The sequence below is a fragment of the Candidatus Marimicrobium litorale genome, from assembly GCF_026262645.1.
Lineage (GTDB): Bacteria > Pseudomonadota > Gammaproteobacteria > Pseudomonadales > Halieaceae > Marimicrobium > Marimicrobium litorale.
In genome coordinates, this window is sequence record NZ_SHNO01000001.1 from 602,897 (window position 1) to 619,405 (window position 16,509).

General features: G+C 55.2%; 14 protein-coding genes. 10 read left to right on the plus strand and 4 right to left on the minus strand.

Going from position 1 to position 16,509, the window contains the following annotated elements:
• Positions 1-18 precede the first annotated feature (18 nt).
• Positions 19-2,625: a pyruvate, phosphate dikinase gene (ppdK, locus tag EYC82_RS02770; RefSeq protein WP_279248032.1), complete on the minus strand. Its 2,607-nt coding sequence runs from the start codon at positions 2,623-2,625 to the stop codon at positions 19-21.
• Positions 2,626-2,793: 168 nt separating this feature from the next.
• Positions 2,794-3,678 (minus strand): LLM class flavin-dependent oxidoreductase, encoded by an 885-nt coding sequence (locus tag EYC82_RS02775; RefSeq protein WP_279248033.1) that lies wholly within the window; start codon positions 3,676-3,678, stop codon positions 2,794-2,796.
• A 193-nt stretch (positions 3,679-3,871) separates the two neighbouring features.
• On the opposite strand from EYC82_RS02775, the gene EYC82_RS02780 reads away from it, so the two are divergent.
• From EYC82_RS02780 to rlmKL, 5 genes are all read left to right on the plus strand, one after another.
• Positions 3,872-4,894, plus strand: a complete 1,023-nt coding sequence (locus EYC82_RS02780) for a TIGR03617 family F420-dependent LLM class oxidoreductase (RefSeq protein ID WP_279248034.1) — start codon at positions 3,872-3,874, stop codon at positions 4,892-4,894.
• A gap of 91 nt (positions 4,895-4,985) precedes the next feature.
• Positions 4,986-5,687, plus strand: coding sequence for a hypothetical protein (locus EYC82_RS02785; RefSeq protein ID WP_279248035.1), 702 nt, complete (start codon positions 4,986-4,988; stop codon positions 5,685-5,687).
• Positions 5,666-6,733, plus strand: a complete 1,068-nt coding sequence (locus EYC82_RS02790) for a hypothetical protein (protein ID WP_279248036.1) — start codon at positions 5,666-5,668, stop codon at positions 6,731-6,733. Before EYC82_RS02785 ends, EYC82_RS02790 begins: the two co-directional genes overlap by 22 nt.
• A 19-nt stretch (positions 6,734-6,752) precedes the next feature.
• Positions 6,753-7,553: a helix-turn-helix domain-containing protein gene (locus EYC82_RS02795; protein WP_279248037.1), complete on the plus strand. Its 801-nt coding sequence runs from the start codon at positions 6,753-6,755 to the stop codon at positions 7,551-7,553.
• An 87-nt stretch (positions 7,554-7,640) separates the two neighbouring features.
• Complete coding sequence (gene rlmKL, locus EYC82_RS02800; protein WP_341475069.1) at positions 7,641-9,809, plus strand: bifunctional 23S rRNA (guanine(2069)-N(7))-methyltransferase RlmK/23S rRNA (guanine(2445)-N(2))-methyltransferase RlmL; 2,169 nt, start codon at positions 7,641-7,643, stop codon at positions 9,807-9,809.
• 316 nt (positions 9,810-10,125) lie between these two features.
• On the opposite strand, the gene EYC82_RS02805 is transcribed toward rlmKL, so the two are convergent.
• On the minus strand, positions 10,126-11,151 hold the full coding sequence (locus EYC82_RS02805; RefSeq protein ID WP_279248039.1) for an NADP-dependent oxidoreductase: 1,026 nt from the start codon (positions 11,149-11,151) through the stop codon (positions 10,126-10,128).
• A 194-nt stretch (positions 11,152-11,345) separates the two neighbouring features.
• On the opposite strand from EYC82_RS02805, the gene EYC82_RS02810 reads away from it, so the two are divergent.
• Both EYC82_RS02810 and EYC82_RS02815 read left to right on the plus strand, forming a co-directional pair.
• Entirely contained in the window at positions 11,346-11,801 is a 456-nt protein-coding gene (locus EYC82_RS02810; protein WP_279248040.1) for an NAD(P)H-dependent oxidoreductase, read from the plus strand.
• Positions 11,802-11,812: 11 nt separating this feature from the next.
• Positions 11,813-12,298: a PaaI family thioesterase gene (locus EYC82_RS02815; protein ID WP_279248041.1), complete on the plus strand. Its 486-nt coding sequence runs from the start codon at positions 11,813-11,815 to the stop codon at positions 12,296-12,298.
• Here EYC82_RS02815 and EYC82_RS02820 read toward each other — a convergent pair.
• Positions 12,273-13,172 (minus strand): LysR family transcriptional regulator, encoded by a 900-nt coding sequence (locus tag EYC82_RS02820; protein WP_279248042.1) that lies wholly within the window; start codon positions 13,170-13,172, stop codon positions 12,273-12,275. The two genes, EYC82_RS02815 and EYC82_RS02820, sit on opposite strands and share 26 nt — an antisense overlap.
• A gap of 123 nt (positions 13,173-13,295) precedes the next feature.
• On the opposite strand from EYC82_RS02820, the gene leuC reads away from it, so the two are divergent.
• The 3 genes from leuC to EYC82_RS02835 are packed head-to-tail and all read left to right on the plus strand — an operon-like array spanning position 13,296 to position 16,442.
• Positions 13,296-14,714 (plus strand): 3-isopropylmalate dehydratase large subunit, encoded by a 1,419-nt coding sequence (gene leuC / locus EYC82_RS02825; RefSeq protein WP_279248043.1) that lies wholly within the window; start codon positions 13,296-13,298, stop codon positions 14,712-14,714.
• A gap of 12 nt (positions 14,715-14,726) precedes the next feature.
• A complete protein-coding gene (gene leuD, locus EYC82_RS02830) occupies positions 14,727-15,386 on the plus strand; it encodes a 3-isopropylmalate dehydratase small subunit (RefSeq protein WP_279248044.1) in 660 nt (219 codons plus the stop codon).
• Between the two features lie 30 nt (positions 15,387-15,416).
• Positions 15,417-16,442: an aspartate-semialdehyde dehydrogenase gene (locus tag EYC82_RS02835; RefSeq protein ID WP_279248045.1), complete on the plus strand. Its 1,026-nt coding sequence runs from the start codon at positions 15,417-15,419 to the stop codon at positions 16,440-16,442.
• Positions 16,443-16,509 lie beyond the last annotated feature (67 nt).

The window sequence follows — 16,509 nt, forward strand, 5'->3', positions numbered from 1 at the left end:
CATGCACACTCGCTTGCGTCAATAGGTCTGGTTGCCATCGACATTGGCTTGCGCGGCGGCGATACGTGCGATGGGGATGCGGAAGGGGCTACAGGAAACGTAGTCAAGGCCGATGTCATGACAGAACTGAATTGAGCGAGGATCTCCCCCGTGCTCGCCGCATATTCCATACTTTATGCCCTGTTTTTTGCTCTTGCTTTCGCTTATCGCTATTTTCATCAGTCGCCCCACGGCGCGTTGGTCGAGGGAAACAAAAGGGTCGAGGTCGATTAATTTTTCTTTCAGATACTTGGGGATAAATTTACCCGCGTCGTCCCGTGAAAAGCCGTACGTCATCTGCGTAAGATCATTGGTGCCAAAGCTCATGAATTCGACTTCCGGTGCGAGTCTGTCCGCGCCGAGAGTTGCCCGCGGTGTCTCCATCATGGTGCCGATCTTGTAGGGAATAGAAACGGCTCTTGCACGGGCGGTCTCGTGAATACATTTATCGATAATTCGCGTGATCAGACGAATCTCCCGAACATTGACAACCAGTGGAATCATAATCTCGGGCAGTGGGCGGTATCCTAACGCTATGGCGTCAGATGCCGCACTGATAATAGCCTTGACCTGCATCTCGTTGATTTCCGGGAATACCACCGCGAGACGGCAGCCGCGAAAACCCAGCATCGGGTTAATTTCCGACAGGTTTTCGACAATTTCATGTATTTGCCGTGCAGGTTTGCCAATGCGTTCGGACAGTGCATTGATATCGTCGCTGCTCTGAGGCAGAAACTCGTGCAATGGCGGGTCCAGCAGCCGGATCGTGACGGGCAAACCGTCCATGATTTTAAACAACTCCAGCATGTCGTCATGTTGGAACTGCTGCAATTGGGACAGGTAAGTGCACCGTTCTTCATCATTTTCGGCAAGAATCATGGCCCGCATGATGACAATTCGTTCCGCGTCGAAAAACATGTGCTCCGTGCGGCACAAGCCAATACCTTCCGCGCCGAGCTCTCGAGCCTTGGCTGCGTCTTCAGGTGTTTCGGCATTTGCTCTCACCCTGAGGCGTCGGTGTTTATCGGCCCAGCCCAGCAATATTTGGAAATCGTCGCTTGAGCTGGCCTCAATCTTGCCAATGTCGCCCAGCATGACTTCGCCTGATGTGCCGTCAAGCGTAATGGTATCGCCCCGCTTCAAAACGACTCCGTCGTCGGTGCTAACGTGGCCAGCGTCACAGTCAATCGTGAGTGAGCCGCAGCCGGTGATGGCGCAGACTCCCATGCCGCGCGCAACCACTGCTGCGTGAGACGTCATGCCGCCCAGCTCCGTCAGTACGCCGGCGGCAACTTTCATGCCGTGGATGTCTTCCGGTGTTGTTTCGCGGCGCACCAGGATTACGGAGTGACCAGCGGTGTGCTCCTGCTCAGCTTCTTCAGCCGAAAATACGATTTGCCCCGTCGCGCCTCCCGGGCTCGCGGGAAGGCCGCTCGCGACGATATCGCGCTTGGCGCTTGGATCTATCATTGGATGCAGAAATGCTTCGACGTGTTCAGGAGATACGCGCATGAGTGCCTGCGGTTCGGTGATCATACCCTCGCGCACCATGTCCACTGCAATCTTGATAGACGCCCGACCGGTGCGTTTACCGCTTCGGGTTTGTAGCATGTAGAACACACCGTCCTGTACGGTAAATTCGATATCCTGCATATCGCGATAATGTGTTTCCAGTAGCGCCTGAGTGTCGAAAAGCTGTTGATAGACTGCAGGCAATTGCTGCTCTAATGCCGATAGAGGCAGTGGCGTGCGGATGCCTGCGACAACGTCCTCACCTGCAGCATTTGGCAGGTATTCCCCAAAAAACTGGCGATCACCTGTTGCGGGGTTCCGTGTAAAGGCAACTCCCGAGCCCGACGAATCACCAAAGTTGCCAAAAACCATCGCCTGCACATTGACGGCTGTGCCGAGGCTCTCGTCGATATTATTCATCTCTCGGTAGACAATAGCTCGGGGTGTATGCCAAGAGCGAAACACAGCCTCCACCGCTAGCTTCAGCTGGAGGAAAGGATCCTCTGGCAGATCCACAAGGCGTTTGTAACGTTGCACAAGTTCACGCCAGTCATCCGCCTGCATGTCGACATCATGCACTTTGCCGCGTGTTTTTTTGAATTGTTCCAGTTCCTTTTCGAACAGACCGCCCTCGACGTCCAGCACCACGTTGGCGAACATCTGGATAAACCGCCGGTAGGAATCCCAAGCGAAACGCGGGTTACCGGTCTTTTGCGCCAGGCCTTCTGTTATCTCGTCATTCAGTCCAAGATTCAGGATGGTATTCATCATGCCAGGCATCGAAACCGGTGCGCCGGAGCGGACGGAGAATAACAACGGATTTTCTGGATCGCCGAAGCGGGCGCCCATTTTTCCTTCTACCAGGTCCAGTGCGACCCGGTACTCTTGTTCCAGCAGTGTGGGTAGTTTATTGCCCGCTTGGAAATATTCGCGGCAGGTGCGGGTAGTGATGATAAAGCCGAAGGGCACCGGCAGACCGAGGCCTGTCATCTCGCAAAGATTGGCCCCCTTACCCCCTAGTAGATCACTGTCGTCCTTGGTGCCTTCGCTGAAAAGATAAACGCGCTTTGCCATTGTATGCCGCCGTAGTTATTGCACCGACACAGGAGTATAAGCTGTCACGTGACCGTGAGTCAGCGCGTAAAGCACGGAAACGCTAGATAGTTCGCATTATGGCCTTTCGGTAGCTGCCTGTGCAGCACGCAGCATTACTTACCGTAGGGCTTGTGGCGTGGCGACCGACTAGCGTTTGTCCAGTATCTCGGAGAGTTTGTCTACCTCGCACAGATCAGCCGTCGCCGGTACCATGAACAATTCCTCACAACCGGCCGCCTCAGCGTTGTCCAGGCCCTCTAATATGGAATCCTCCGAGCTGCGATGCACGGACTCCGCCATCATTGTTGCTATCTCGGGGCCGGCGATGGCGAGGTAGTCGTAAACATAGTCATAAAGCTTTTGTTGACCATCGTCGGCCAGCGTATACCAGAAACCACCCATGCGATAAGAGGGCGTGTCTCGCCCGGCTTTTTCCCAGGCCTCATCTGCCATACGAAAAGTATTCGCTAATTCGTGTTGCTCGCCGTTCCCGGACCACGCATACAATCCATCTGCCCATTTTGCACAACGTGCAATACTTTTTGGTCCCATGGCGCCGGCTAGCAGACGAGGTCCGGACGGGTCAGTGAGTGTAGGTCCGATAAAACCGCCTCCGGGAATCATTTCCTCGCCGCGCCATACCTTGCGCATTTCTTCAACCTGTCTGTCCATTTTGCCGTAACGGCCCTTATACTGAGCTCCCACTGCCTCGTAGTCTTTTTCCCGTCCGCCGTAGCCTACGGAGACGTTTCTGACTCTGCCGCCAGAGAGTATATCGAGGGTCGCGAGTTCCTTGGCAACACGGGTCGCACTGTGCATCGGCAATACATAGAGAGTGGGCGTAATCTCGACCCGGCTGGTCGCTGCGGCTGCCGCCGAAAGCACCACGCGCATGTCAAAGGTGGGCCCGTGAATCCGTTCGCCACAGGACAGGGCGTGAAAGGGACCGCTGTCTATTGCCTGGAACCAGGCCAGATAGTCTTGGCGGGTCAGACCAGCTTTCATGTAGGGTAGGCAAATACCGATTTTCATAGCGCGTAGCCCGTAAATGGTGAAAAAAAGAGTGGGATGTTGTGGCTCTAGTGTATCCCATCAATCGCTCCCAGTTGTTCAGCATACTGAACTGCAACCTGATAGCCGTTCCGGAATACTCGCGTCGTTTGGTCGTTGGCATTGGGTGGTGTAAGTTGTGCGACCAGTACTGACGGAAGGGAAGAGTTTTACAATGAAAATAGATGGCCCATTTTATTCGCAGCTTGGTGACGCGGCGCAGGAGGCCAGGCGCCTTGCTGCTATTGGTTATGATGGCGTTTATACCTTGGAGGGAAGCTGGGATCCCTTCTATCCCCTGGTGATCGCGTCAGAACATGCACCACAACTTGATATTGCCACGGGGATTGCCGTCGCATTTCCGCGCAACCCGATGCATCTGGCTTATCAGGCCTGGGACTTGCAAAAGTTCAGCCAGGGGAAGTTCATGCTGGGCATTGGCCCGCAGGTGAAGGCCCACATCGAAAACCGGTTTGGTCGGGAGTTTAGTCCGCCAGCGACACGCATGCGCGAGTACATACGCGCGCTCAAGGCTATCTTTGATTGCTGGCAAAACGGGACAAAGCTTGACTTCCGTGGCGATTATTACCGCCATACTCTGATGACGCCCATGTTCAACCCGGGGCCACTCGATTGTTCTGTGCCGCCAGTGTTGTTGGGTGCTCTGGGTCCGCGCATGACCGAAGTCGCGGGGGAGGCGGCTGATGGATTGATAGTCCATCCCTTCAACAGCATGCCTTTTCTGGAAGACCATGCGCTGCCCGCTGTACAGCGAGGTCTTGAGAAATCGGGTCGTTCCAGAGAAGATTTCCTTCTACAAATCAATGCCATTGTCATTACAGGCGAGACGGAAGCCGAGCGAGAAGCCGCCACGCAGAGCGTGAAGAGCCTGTTGGGCTTTTATGCGTCTACCCCGGCTTACCGCCCCCCGATGGATGCGATTGGCTGCGGGGATTTACAACCCGAATTAAACCGGCTGTCGAAGGAAGGCCGCTGGGACGAGCTGGGTGCACATATCGATGACAGCTTTTTAGACGCATTCACTACCCGGGGGGAGCCTGATGAAATCGCCAGTAAACTGATCGGAAAATACGGACCGTATGCGGATCGTCTGGCGATCTATTCACCCTATGCCGCGCCCGACGCGATGTGGGCTTCGATTATCAGTGAGTTGAAATCGGCAGGCCCGGATCGTTAAGAGTAACGATGTTTGACTCCACGTGGTTGATACGATCTGTTGATTGCATTCAGTCGCCACCCGATAGCGTGCAGGGTACACTCGCGACGTGATGAATAACGTGCGACCTCTTTTTGCCATTGTGTGGCTGCTGTCTCTGTGCTTGGCGGCATGTAGCGACGCGCCCCGACAGCAGACAGGGCTGCAGGCGAAAAGCGACAACGCAGCCGACTTCAGTGGTCACTGGGAGCTCGATTATGGCCAGAGCGATAATACCCAGGAACGCGTTAATGTTTTGGTGAGGGAACTGCGTCAACAAGCGGAGCGTCGGTCGCAGTCGGGACAAGGGCCGGCGGGTGGCCTTGTGATTAATGCAAACGGCTACAACAATGGCGAATCTGTATCGGGCCTGGTGCGATTGACCGATATGATTGCTCGTACTGCATTACTGGAAATAGATCAGAACGAGGATTTTATTCGGGTGAGGCGAGAGGAGGATTCCGATCTCACCTGCGAATTTTATGATGACTCTCTGCGTCAGCTGGAAACCCCCTTTGGCAGCGAATTGTGTGGTTGGAGGGACCACCAGCTAGTGTTTCGGCTCGTGCTGCCGGGCGGGCTCGCTATTCAGCATGTGATGACAACAGGGCCCTCGAGAGCCCGCTTACAATTGACCACCACTGTGAGAACGGATCAGGTGTCCATGCCTTTTACCATTAATCGCGTTTATAACCGGTTCCTGCCTGGTGAAAGAGGTTTTCGTTGTGAAATGACGTTAACGAGGGGAAGGGTGTGTACCACTGGCCCGCGCTAGCGCACACTTTGTGCGGCTTCCTCGTTCTTTGGCTGGTCATGGGCCCGGTGAGCGCTCACGCTCAGGAGGCTTTCCTGGATGTGGGCCTGTTGGTGTTTGACCCTGGAATTCCCGCTGACAAAGCGGCTCGCAGCAGGCTTGGTATTTTTCCTGAGATTAGAAAATCTGAGGCAAAATACATGCCTGTCGTTCTGCGGGATGTGCTGATGCAGCGGGGGGGTTGGGGTGCTGTCCGTGTTCTGCCGGAATTGATGGACTCCTCTGAGTTATTGGTGACAGGCAAAATTCTGCAGTCTGACGGCCAGCAATTGAGCTTGCAGATTCGCGCTCAGGATGCCGCAGGTGTGATATGGCTGGATGCGGTTTATGAGGGTTCAGCCACGCCGGCTGACTACACTGGATCGCTACAAAGGGATCCCTTTGTTCAGGTCTATGAGAACATTGCGTCAGATTTACTACAGGCCAGAGAGCGTCTGGGCGCGGCCCGTACCTCAACAATCCGTGAGATTGCGCTGCTACGCTATGCCTCGGCGCTGGCTCCAGAGGTATTTAGTGAATACCTTGCAGTAGGCGAATCCGCTGAGTACACGCTGCAGAGACTGCCCGCGCGCGGTGACCCCATGCTTGAACGCATTGTTCGCTTGCGAGAGCAGGAATACCGGTTTATCGACACCGTGGATGAGCAATACGTCAATCTCAGTGATGCGATTGCGCCAGCCTACCTTCTCTGGCGTCAGTACAGTGCAGAACAAGCGGTGTTTGTTGGTGACTTTGAAGACCGGGTGCTCGGTCGAGAGAGTCGTGGTCGGCCGGGTTCATTCACTGCTCTTGAGCAAACCTACAACACCTACCGCTTGTCGAGGATTCATGCTCAGGACCTCGACGAACTGGCCCTGGGGTTTAATAATGAGGTCTTACCCACGAGCTTGGATATCAGTGGTACCGTTTATAAACTCAGCGGAACGCTGGAAAACCAGTACGGTGAATGGCGAGACATACTGCAACAGATATTTGTGTTGGAGACAGGCTTAACGCCGAGCCCTTGAATTCTGCTATCCTGCGACTATGGCTGAGGAAGATAACGATAAGGAAACGCTGCTGGAGTCACTGATAAAAGTCAGTGAACAGATTGCCGGCGGCACGGTAGATTTCGCACGAAATACAGCCACATTGACCGCGATGTTTGGCGAGACCTGGTTGCGTAATACGCTGCTCAGCAAGTTGGAGCCTGAGCGCCTGGAGGCTATGGCTGACGCGGGTCATTTTTTGCAGGATGCCCGTGAGACGGCCGGCATGTCGATCGTCGATCTCGCAAACAGCCTTGGTCTTTCGGATCGGTCTTTACTGGAAGATGTCGAGCGCGGCGAAACCATGATGCCGCTGGAGTTGATGTTGCGTAGTGCGGCACTGCTGGCACGGCACGATCCTATTCCCTTCCTTGTCAAATTCATGCGAACGTACAACCCCGCCATGGAAAAGGCGTTGGAGCAATGGGGTGTCATGGCCCTGCCGCGGCAGTATGAACGTGAGCGCCGTTTCGTCAATCTAATGCGACAGCATGATGTCATCAGGGAGCTGGGCGACGAGGAGTTCGATCGATATATACACTACATGGAGAGTTCCAGTAACCTCGTGCTGGAGGTAATGGATAACGAGAAACAGGTGGCATTGCTTGCGCTGTCTCGCTTGGAATCCAGTAGCGCAAAGCGCGCGGTAAAATCCACAACCACGCCTGTCAAGAAGCCCCCTGCCAAAACGAAAGGCAAGCCCCCTTCGCGCACCAAAACAGGCTCTCGTCGCTCTTCTTCAGCGAAGAAAAAATCATCTACCTCCACCAAACGGCAGGACGGCAGGACGCGAACCTGAGCGATTGCTGGCCCGATCTGCGGGTCTTTCCAATAACTTTCAGGCGAATAGTTCCAGAGACGATAGGGGGACATTGCATTGTTGGATGTGAAAGACGAAAAAAACGCATGGTTTGCCACTTGCCCAAAGGGGCTGGAGTCCCTGCTGGCCCATGAATTAAAAACTCTGGGTGCCGATAGCACCCGCGAAACGGTAGCGGGGGTCCATTTCAGTGGCCCACAAGCCGTTATGTATCGCGCCTGTCTTTGGTCGCGATTGGCGAATCGGATACTGCTGCCGCTAGCGGAAATAAATGCCGCCGATGAGGCGCTTTTTTACAAGGGTATGCTGGCGCTGGACTGGGGCAGTATATTTACCGCAGACAAGCGGTTTGCCATTGACTTCGCGGGTCAGAACGACAGTATTCGCCACTCTCGTTTTGGCGCGCAGCGCGCCAAGGACGCTATTGTTGACTGGTTTGTCGCGGACGCTCAGGAGCGCCCTAGCGTCGACCTCGCCCAGCCGGAAGTGCGTTTGGCCGTGCGCTTGCTGCGAAACATCGCCCATGTGTCCATCGATTTGTCCGGCGGCAGTCTGCATCGTAGGGGTTATCGCGCGCGCGCAGGCGCTGCTCCTCTAAAGGAAAATCTCGCGGCTGCCATCCTGTTGCGGGCAAACTGGCCCGGGATCGCTGCGCGGGGTGGGGCCCTGGTTGATCCCATGTGCGGCGCGGGGACTCTGTTGCTGGAGGGGGCCATGATGGCGGCGGATATCGCCCCCGCCCTTGATCGGCCCAGTTTTGGTTTTGAGCACCTGGCTTTACATAACCGTCTTCAGTGGCAGGCAATACTTACGGATGCCCGTGGCAGGTCGGAGCGAGGCAGGGCTGCCACCCTGCCAGAGATACGCGGGTACGACTGGGATCTCGCCGTGATTCGTCAGGCTCAGGCCTGCATCGCCAGTATGGGATTGGAAAAAAGTATCCGGGTAAGTTGCAAGCCCGTGTCCAAGTTACGCAAACCGAGCCATCTTCCCCTGCCGGTTGGCTTGTTAGTGTGCAACCCGCCCTACGGTGAGCGTATCGGGGAGAAGAAACGCCTCGGTGAACTTTACTTGCAGCTGGGTCATACGATGATAGCGGAGTTTGCCGGGTGGCATGCGGCTGTGTTTACCTCTGATCTTGAACTGGGTAAGGCGACTGGTCTGCGCAGCCACAAGCGTTATTCCTTGTTTAATGGCGCGATTCCAACCACGTTGTTGTTGTTCGATCTCAGCAACAATGAGATCCGTTCAGCGCCAAAAATCACGGATAAAGACACTGAGACGGTTGTGCTCAGCGACGGGGCGATCATGTTTGCCAATCGTGTGCGAAAGAACCGCAAACGCTTGGCGTCTTGGCTCAAACGGGAGCAGGTGGAATGTTATCGGCTCTACGACGCCGATATTCCTGAATATGCCGTCGCTGTCGATATCTATGGCGCCTACGCGCATGTGGCAGAGTACAAGGCGCCCGCATCGGTGTCGGAAGACCTTGCTAGGCAGCGTCTGGCTGATGTGCGCAGTGCGTTGCCCGAAGTGCTGGCCATGGATGCTGCGAATATCGTTTATAAGGAGCGCAGTCGACAGCGCGGTGCGGAGCAGTATACCAAGCGAGACGACCGTCGCGATTTCATTACGGTTCATGAAGGTCGGGCCAGTTTGCTAGTGAACCTGCACGATTATCTTGATACGGGATTATTTCTTGATCATCGGCCCTTGCGTTTGCGTGTTGCGCAGGAGGCGGCAGGAAAAGATTTCCTGAACCTGTTTTGTTATACCGGTAGCGCGACAGTGCACGCTGCGTTGGGCCAGGCGCGCAGTACCGTCAGCGTGGATCTCTCCAATACTTATCTCGACTGGTTACGGCGAAATTTTAGTCTGAACAAACTGGAGCAAAACAGCCATGAGGTTTTACGGGCTGATTGCCAAACCTGGCTGGCCGAGTCGTCGCGGCGGTTTGACATCATTCTTCTCGACCCGCCATCCTTCTCAAACTCCAAGTCGATGGACGGTAGCTTCGATGTGCAGCGTGACCATGGAGAGCTAATACGCCTTTGTATGGCGAGGCTACGTCCCGAGGGACAATTGTATTTTTCGAATAACCGACGCAGTTTTTCGCTGGATGAGGGCGTGACAGAAACTTACTCCTGCAGGGATATTACGCGACAAACTCTGCCGCCTGACTTTCAGCGTGGACGGAAGGCGCATCGGTGTTGGGTGCTCACACATCCCGAATGAGAGGCCCGGGAGGGACGACTAAAAAGGCGATCATTACGGGCTTTCAGCCTTTAATTTAAGGGGTTTTAAGCAGTTTTGCAGGCGGTTTACCCTGACCGCTATCCACAAATCTCAGGCGAGACCTGCTAGGCCTATCTACTTTTTGCGGCAGGCCGATAGCGGTTTTCTGGTTTTAGCGTAACACATTGATATTTAAGCATATAGTGTGCGATTTATCGGCACCAAAGCCACATTACGGCAGACACCCTGTGCGCTGGCCGAGGCGGCTGGCGTGTGAAATGTCCCCATAGTTATCCACAAGCCGGGCTGTGGATAACTACTGAGGGTCGGCCAGTTTGAGCAACTGTTTGCCACTATTCGTGCCCTCGAATAGCCGCAGTAAGGTTGTGGGAATATGGTCGAAACCGTTCTGTATATCCTCACGCCAGGCGAGTTCGCCGGCCATGACCCACCCGGTGATGGCATCGATGGCTTCCTGGGTACGATCAAGATAGTCGAGCATGATAAAGCCCTGCATGCGGATGCGCCGGCTGACCAGATACATCAAATTACGCGGGCCCGGGGAAGGCTCCGCATCGTTATATTGGGAAATCGCGCCGCATAATACGATACGTCCGAAATCTGTCATGTGTTCGATACCGGCTTCCAGGGTCGCTCCGCCGACGTTGTCAAAAAAAACGTTAACGCCCTCGGGGCACAGTTCGCCTATGCGTTGTTGGATATTTTCTCGCTTGTAGTCAATAACGGCATCCAGCCTGCACGTGTTCTCAAGCCACCCGCACTTCTCTGCACCCCCGGCAATACCGATAACGCGGCAATCCTTCAATTTTGCGATTTGCGCGACAACCGAGCCGGTCGCTCCGGCTGCGCCTGACACAAGCACGGTGTCGCCTGCTTTGGGTTGTCCTATGTCAAGAAGGCCAAAGTATGCGGTAAGGCTGGTGGCGCCGAACACACTTAACGCGAGGTTCGGTGGAGTACCTTCCGGCAGGGCGACAGGAGGAATGGCACCGGCGGGATCACCGATACTGTACTCCTGCCATCCTGGCAGGCCTTGCACCAATGTGCCTTCGGGGAGGTCTGCGTTTTGCGATTTTATGATCTGCCCTATGCCGCTTGCACGCATGGGCTCGCCAATGGCGACCGGAGGCAGGTAGCTAGGCTCGTCGGCCATCCACCCACGCATGGCAGGGTCGAAGCCCAGCATCAAGGTTTTTACCAGCACTTGCCCGGCGCTTAGATCCGGGTCGGGCATCGGTGCTTCTACGCGTTCAAAATTTGCTGTGCTGACAGCGCCTGCTGGACGCGTTTTTAGTACCCATTGCCTGTTGATATTGTGCATCTGATAATCCCGTAGTGGTGCGTACAAAAAACGACCGTTGCAAGTAAAAGGATCTTGCTTGTTGCGCTATTAGAGCACTGCAGGCCTCAATTTAACAATAGGAGCGCTGCGGTAGAGGTCTTCGCGCGATGGGCATGACACGGCGATTGCGCTGTGTTCCAATCCACGCTGGGAACAGGTCGACTGGTGCTGCTTTGAAATCACTGCTGATTGTCTATCACAGCCAGAGCGGTACCTGTGCGCGTCTTGCCTGTGCGGTGAGGAAGGGGGCGATCAAAGAGGTGTCGCTGCAGGTCACTCTGATGCGCGCCTGGGACGCGGGCGTTCGTCAAATGGCAGCGGCAGACGGGCTGCTGCTGGTAGCGGCGGAGAACTCGGGTACGCTCAGCGGGACGATGAAAGATTTTTTCGATCGGACGCTATATCCATCGATCAGGCGAGAACTGGTATTGCCTTACGCGCTGTTGATCAGCGCGGGGAATGATGGCCGCGGTGCACGTGCTCAGGCGGAGCGGATAGCGTCTGGCTACCCGCTGGTGCGCGCAGCAGAGACCGTAATCGTGCGTGGTGAATATTCTTCAGTGCAGGCTCAGGCTGCAACCGAGCTGGGAGAGGCTTTTGCAACGGGGCTTTCCATGGGCATATTTTAGGAGTATCCGAGGTGACCGACAAAGACAGCATCACGCATGTGCCTGCCGGGTTTCAGCGTTTACCCGAGGGGCTTGGTTTCACCGACAACCTGCAGCCGATTTATCGTCTTGTGGAGGGGGACGGCGCTAGCTTTGGCATTATCGTCGGTGCGCACCATTGCAACACCATGGGGATGTGTCACGGTGGCGCGTTGATGACTTTGGCCGATATCACCGCCGCGACCGGCGCGAATCTCGCCCATGGCGTCATCACGGGAAGCCCCACTGTGCACCTGAATATTGATTTTATATCTGGCGCACGACAGGGAGAGTGGCTGCATGCTGTTGCAGAGCAGGTGACCGCCAAGCGGCGTTTCGGTTTTTGTAGTGGCGGTATCTATAATGGTGAGCGCACGATTGCGCGATTTAGCGGAACGGTCTACTTCCCCGAACACGATGCACGCCGGGCAGGGGCCGAAGCGGGAGATGGCGTTATATTGCCGACGGAGAATGACTAGTAACCTGACCGACGTCATTCAATGCGTTGAGGAAGGCACCGGCGGCGCGTGACAGACTGCGGCTCTCATGATGCAGAGCGCCCAGTGTGCGCTCGATACGCGCGTCGTTGAGGGGCAGTCTTACAAGACTCGTATCGCACATGCTGCGGGGTAGTACGGTCCAGCCCAGTCCCACCGAGGCCATCATGCGTAGGGTTTCCAGATAATTGGTTGTCATTGTTACCTGTATGGGCAGCGAGCGCTGGTCGAACAGCTGCTTCACGATTTGTCCCGTATAGGTGCCTAATCCCGGCAGTATCGCGGGGTGCTCGCTCAATTCAGCCAACCCGAGGCTCTTGCACCTGGCCAGAGGGTGCTCGCCCTGTACCATGAAGTCCAGCGGATCAGGCCAGATGGGATGCGTGATCACCTGATGCACAGGTCGTGGAGCAAGGGTGACTATCGCGAGTTCTGCCTCGCCACGAAGCGTCAGTTCGTAGGCCTGCTCGGAATCCATAAAGGCGATGTCCAGCTGCACAGCGGGGTAGGTCTTGCTAAAAAAATCCAGAACCGGGGGCAGTCGATGCAGGCCAACATGGTGGCTGGTCGCCAGTTTCAGCTTGCCTGCGACCTCGCCTGATAGGTCTCGTACCGACTGCTCTGCAGCCTGTATCTCTAAATGAACGGCCCGGGCATGTGGCAACAGCGCCTCACCGGCCTCAGTTGTGCTTATCGTTCTGCCGATACGATCAAAAAGGGAGGCGTCCAGTTGCATCTCAAGTTGCGCAACCCGTTTACTTATCGCGGGCTGCGTCAGGTGAAGCGCCTCGGCGGCGGCGGAAAAGGATCCGGTTTCCGCCACCAGCAGAAAGGCCCTCAGGTTTTGAGTATCCATTTTATCTATTCCTGCGTGGAATCCATTATATGAAAATAATAAATTTGAGTTATTAAAACTTCAAGCCCATAATTCGCCCCCTGTACCCAATACGATTATTTTACGGTTCGAGAGGATTCCCTCATGGGTGGAAAAACGCTTTACGACAAGTTGTGGCATAACCATCTGGTAGAGCAGCGCGAGGACGGCAGTGCGTTAATCTATATCGATCGACAGTTGATTCACGAAGTGACTTCACCCCAGGCCTTTGAGGGTCTGCGGCTGTCCGGGCGCGACCCGTGGCGCAAAGATGCCAATTTGGCCGTGCCTGACCACAACGTGCCTACGTTGCTAGACGAGCGCAAAGGCGGTATCGCCGGTATTGTTGACCCGATATCCCGGCTGCAGGTTCAAACGCTGGATGACAATTGCAAGGATTTCGATATCACGGAATTCGAAATTAACGATCAGCGTCAGGGTATTGTGCATGTAGTCGGCCCAGAGCAGGGTGCGACGTTGCCGGGCATGACCATAGTCTGCGGCGATTCTCATACGTCCACGCACGGAGCTCTCGGCGCATTGGCGCATGGTATTGGCACGTCGGAAGTGGAGCATGTGCTGGCTACCCAGTGCCTGGTGCAACAGAAAATGAAAAATATGTTGCTGCGGGTCGACGGGGAGTTGCTTCCTGGCGTGACCGCCAAGGACGTAGTGCTGGCTATCATCGGTGAAATCGGCACAGCCGGTGGCACCGGTTATGCCATTGAATTCGGTGGTGATGTTATTCGCGCCCTCACGATCGAAGGACGTATGACGGTCTGTAACATGGCGATTGAAGCGGGTGCCAGGGCGGGCATGATTGCCTGCGATGAAAAGACTATCGAGTACGTCAAGGGGCGCACTTATGCACCAAAGGGTGTTGTCTGGGATCAGGCCGTAAAAGCATGGCGAGATTTACATAGCGATGAGGATGCAGTCTTTGACCGGGTGGTGCAGTTCCGCGGAGAAGATATCAAGCCCCAGGTGACCTGGGGTACTTCACCAGAGATGGTGCTGCCAGTAGACGGCACGATTCCCGACCCCGCCGCCGCAGCGAACTCCACCGAGCGGGAGGCGATAGAGCGCGCGCTTGAGTACATGGGGCTGGACGCAGGGCAGTCGATTACCGATATTAAATTGGACAAGGTATTCATTGGTTCTTGTACGAACTCGCGAATTGAGGATTTGCGGGCAGCGGCTGCGGTGGTCAAAGGCAAGCGGGTCGCCGAGAGCGTAAAGCTGGCCATGGTGGTGCCTGGCTCAGGGAAGGTAAAAGAGCAGGCGGAGTCCGAGGGTCTGCACACCGTGTTCACCGACGCGGGGTTGGAATGGCGTGAGCCTGGATGCTCCATGTGTCTCGCCATGAATTCTGACAAGTTGGGTGAGGGCGAGCACTGTGCTTCCACGTCCAACCGTAACTTCGAGGGGCGACAGGGTTTCGGTGGCCGAACTCATTTGGTGAGTCCAGCCATGGCAGCCGCGGCAGCAGTCACGGGGCATTTTACCGACGTGCGGGATTGGTAGGAGGAGCAGACAATGAAGAGTTTTACGGTATTGCAGGGTGTGGCAGCGCCTATGGATCGCGCCAACGTCGATACGGACTTGATAATTCCCAAGCAGTTTCTCAAGTCGATTCAGCGCAGCGGATTTGGACCCAACCTTTTCGATGAGCTGCGCTACCTGGATCGCGGAGAGCCCGGGCAGGATTGCAGCGGCAGGCCGCTCAACCCCGATTTCGCGCTGAACAAGCCGCGTTATAAGGGAGCTTGTGTACTGCTTGCGCGGGACAACTTCGGTTGTGGGTCGAGCCGTGAGCACGCGCCCTGGGCGTTGGATGACTTCGGTATGCGTTGCGTCATCGCTCCAAGTTTTGCCGATATTTTTTACAACAATTGTTTCAAGAACGGTATCTTGCCTGTTGAACTGGACGCGGGGGTGGTAGACGGTTTATTCGATGAAATGTACGCGATGGATGGATACGAGCTCAAAATTGATCTCGACAAACAGGTCGTGGTAACACCTTCCGGTGCGGAAATCAGTTTTGAGGTAGATGCGTTTCGCAAACATTGCCTGCTCAATGGCCTGGATGATATAGCGCTCACTCTGGAGAGTGAGTCTGCCATTCGTCGCTTTGAGGATAATTGGAAACAATCGTCCCCTTGGCTATTCGATTCCTTCAGCCAGTCGGGCGCCTAGCTTGCCGTCGAGATCAGGGGTAAATCAGTTATGAGTCGTGAGTACGATGTGGCCGTAGTCGGCGCTACCGGGGCAGTAGGCGAGGCCATGATCAGTATTTTGGAGGAGCGCGAGTTTCCTGTGCGGACACTTTATTTGCTCGCCAGCAACCGCTCTGCGGGCAAGACTCTGGAGTTCAAGGGTAAGTCTCTCCGTGTGACCGACTTGGCTGAGTTTGACTTTGCCCAGGTGCAAATTGGTCTTTTCTCCGCCGGCGGGAGCGTCTCTGCAAAATACGCGCCGATCGCGGCCGAGGCTGGTTGTGTGGTGATTGATAATACGTCTCACTTTCGTCAGGACGAGGATATCCCGCTTGTGGTGCCTGAGGTAAATATTGATGCGTTGGCGCAGTACACCAACAGGAATATTATTGCGAACCCCAATTGTTCGACCATACAGATGCTAGTGGCGTTAAAGCCGATTTACGATGCGGTCGGAATTGAGCGGATTAACGTGGCTACTTATCAAGCCGTCTCCGGCACTGGAAAAGAAGCGGTCGAGGAGCTTGCTGGGCAGACAGCCCGGTTACTGAACGGCCAGGAGGTTGAGTGCGAGGCCTATCCGAAACAGATTGCTTTTAACGCTTTGCCGCAGATTGATACGTTTCAGGACAACGGGTACACCCGCGAAGAAATGAAGATGGTGTGGGAAACCCAAAAGATCTTTAGTGATGAAAGCCTGCGGGTAAACCCGACCTGTGTGCGCATTCCTGTGTTTTTCGGTCACTCCGAAGCGGTGCACGTCGAGACCGTCGACCCTATATCGGCTGAGGATGCCCGTGCTCTTTTAACAAGCGCGGCGGGCGTGACTGTGCTGGATACCATGGAAGACGGCGGTTATCCCACAGCTGTCACAGAGGCCGCAGGGGCGGATGGTGTATTTGTGGGGCGAATACGGGAGGACATCTCCCATCCGAGAGGCCTAAACATGTGGGTTGTATCGGATAACGTACGCAAGGGTGCGGCATTAAATAGTGTGCAAATTGCCGAGAGCTTGGTGTCCACCTACCTTGATTAATGCCCGTAATTCACTGATACTGCAGACATTATTCGGTTAGGCGTGGCCGCGCTTGGTGTCCAGCTGG

What these genes read in the sequence shown, in the direction of transcription:
- leuC (WP_279248043.1), top strand. Translation starts at nt 13,296, where the DNA reads ATGGGTGGAAAAACGCTTTACGACAAGTTGTGGCATAACCATCTGGTA.
- EYC82_RS02785 (WP_279248035.1), top strand. Translation starts at nt 4,986, where the DNA reads ATGAATAACGTGCGACCTCTTTTTGCCATTGTGTGGCTGCTGTCTCTG.
- EYC82_RS02820 (WP_279248042.1), bottom strand. Translation starts at nt 13,172, where the DNA reads ATGGATACTCAAAACCTGAGGGCCTTTCTGCTGGTGGCGGAAACCGGA.
- EYC82_RS02805 (WP_279248039.1), bottom strand. Translation starts at nt 11,151, where the DNA reads ATGCACAATATCAACAGGCAATGGGTACTAAAAACGCGTCCAGCAGGC.
- EYC82_RS02775 (WP_279248033.1), bottom strand. Translation starts at nt 3,678, where the DNA reads ATGAAAATCGGTATTTGCCTACCCTACATGAAAGCTGGTCTGACCCGC.
- EYC82_RS02795 (WP_279248037.1), top strand. Translation starts at nt 6,753, where the DNA reads ATGGCTGAGGAAGATAACGATAAGGAAACGCTGCTGGAGTCACTGATA.
- leuD (WP_279248044.1), top strand. Translation starts at nt 14,727, where the DNA reads ATGAAGAGTTTTACGGTATTGCAGGGTGTGGCAGCGCCTATGGATCGC.
- EYC82_RS02835 (WP_279248045.1), top strand. Translation starts at nt 15,417, where the DNA reads ATGAGTCGTGAGTACGATGTGGCCGTAGTCGGCGCTACCGGGGCAGTA.
- ppdK (WP_279248032.1), bottom strand. Translation starts at nt 2,625, where the DNA reads ATGGCAAAGCGCGTTTATCTTTTCAGCGAAGGCACCAAGGACGACAGT.
- EYC82_RS02780 (WP_279248034.1), top strand. Translation starts at nt 3,872, where the DNA reads ATGAAAATAGATGGCCCATTTTATTCGCAGCTTGGTGACGCGGCGCAG.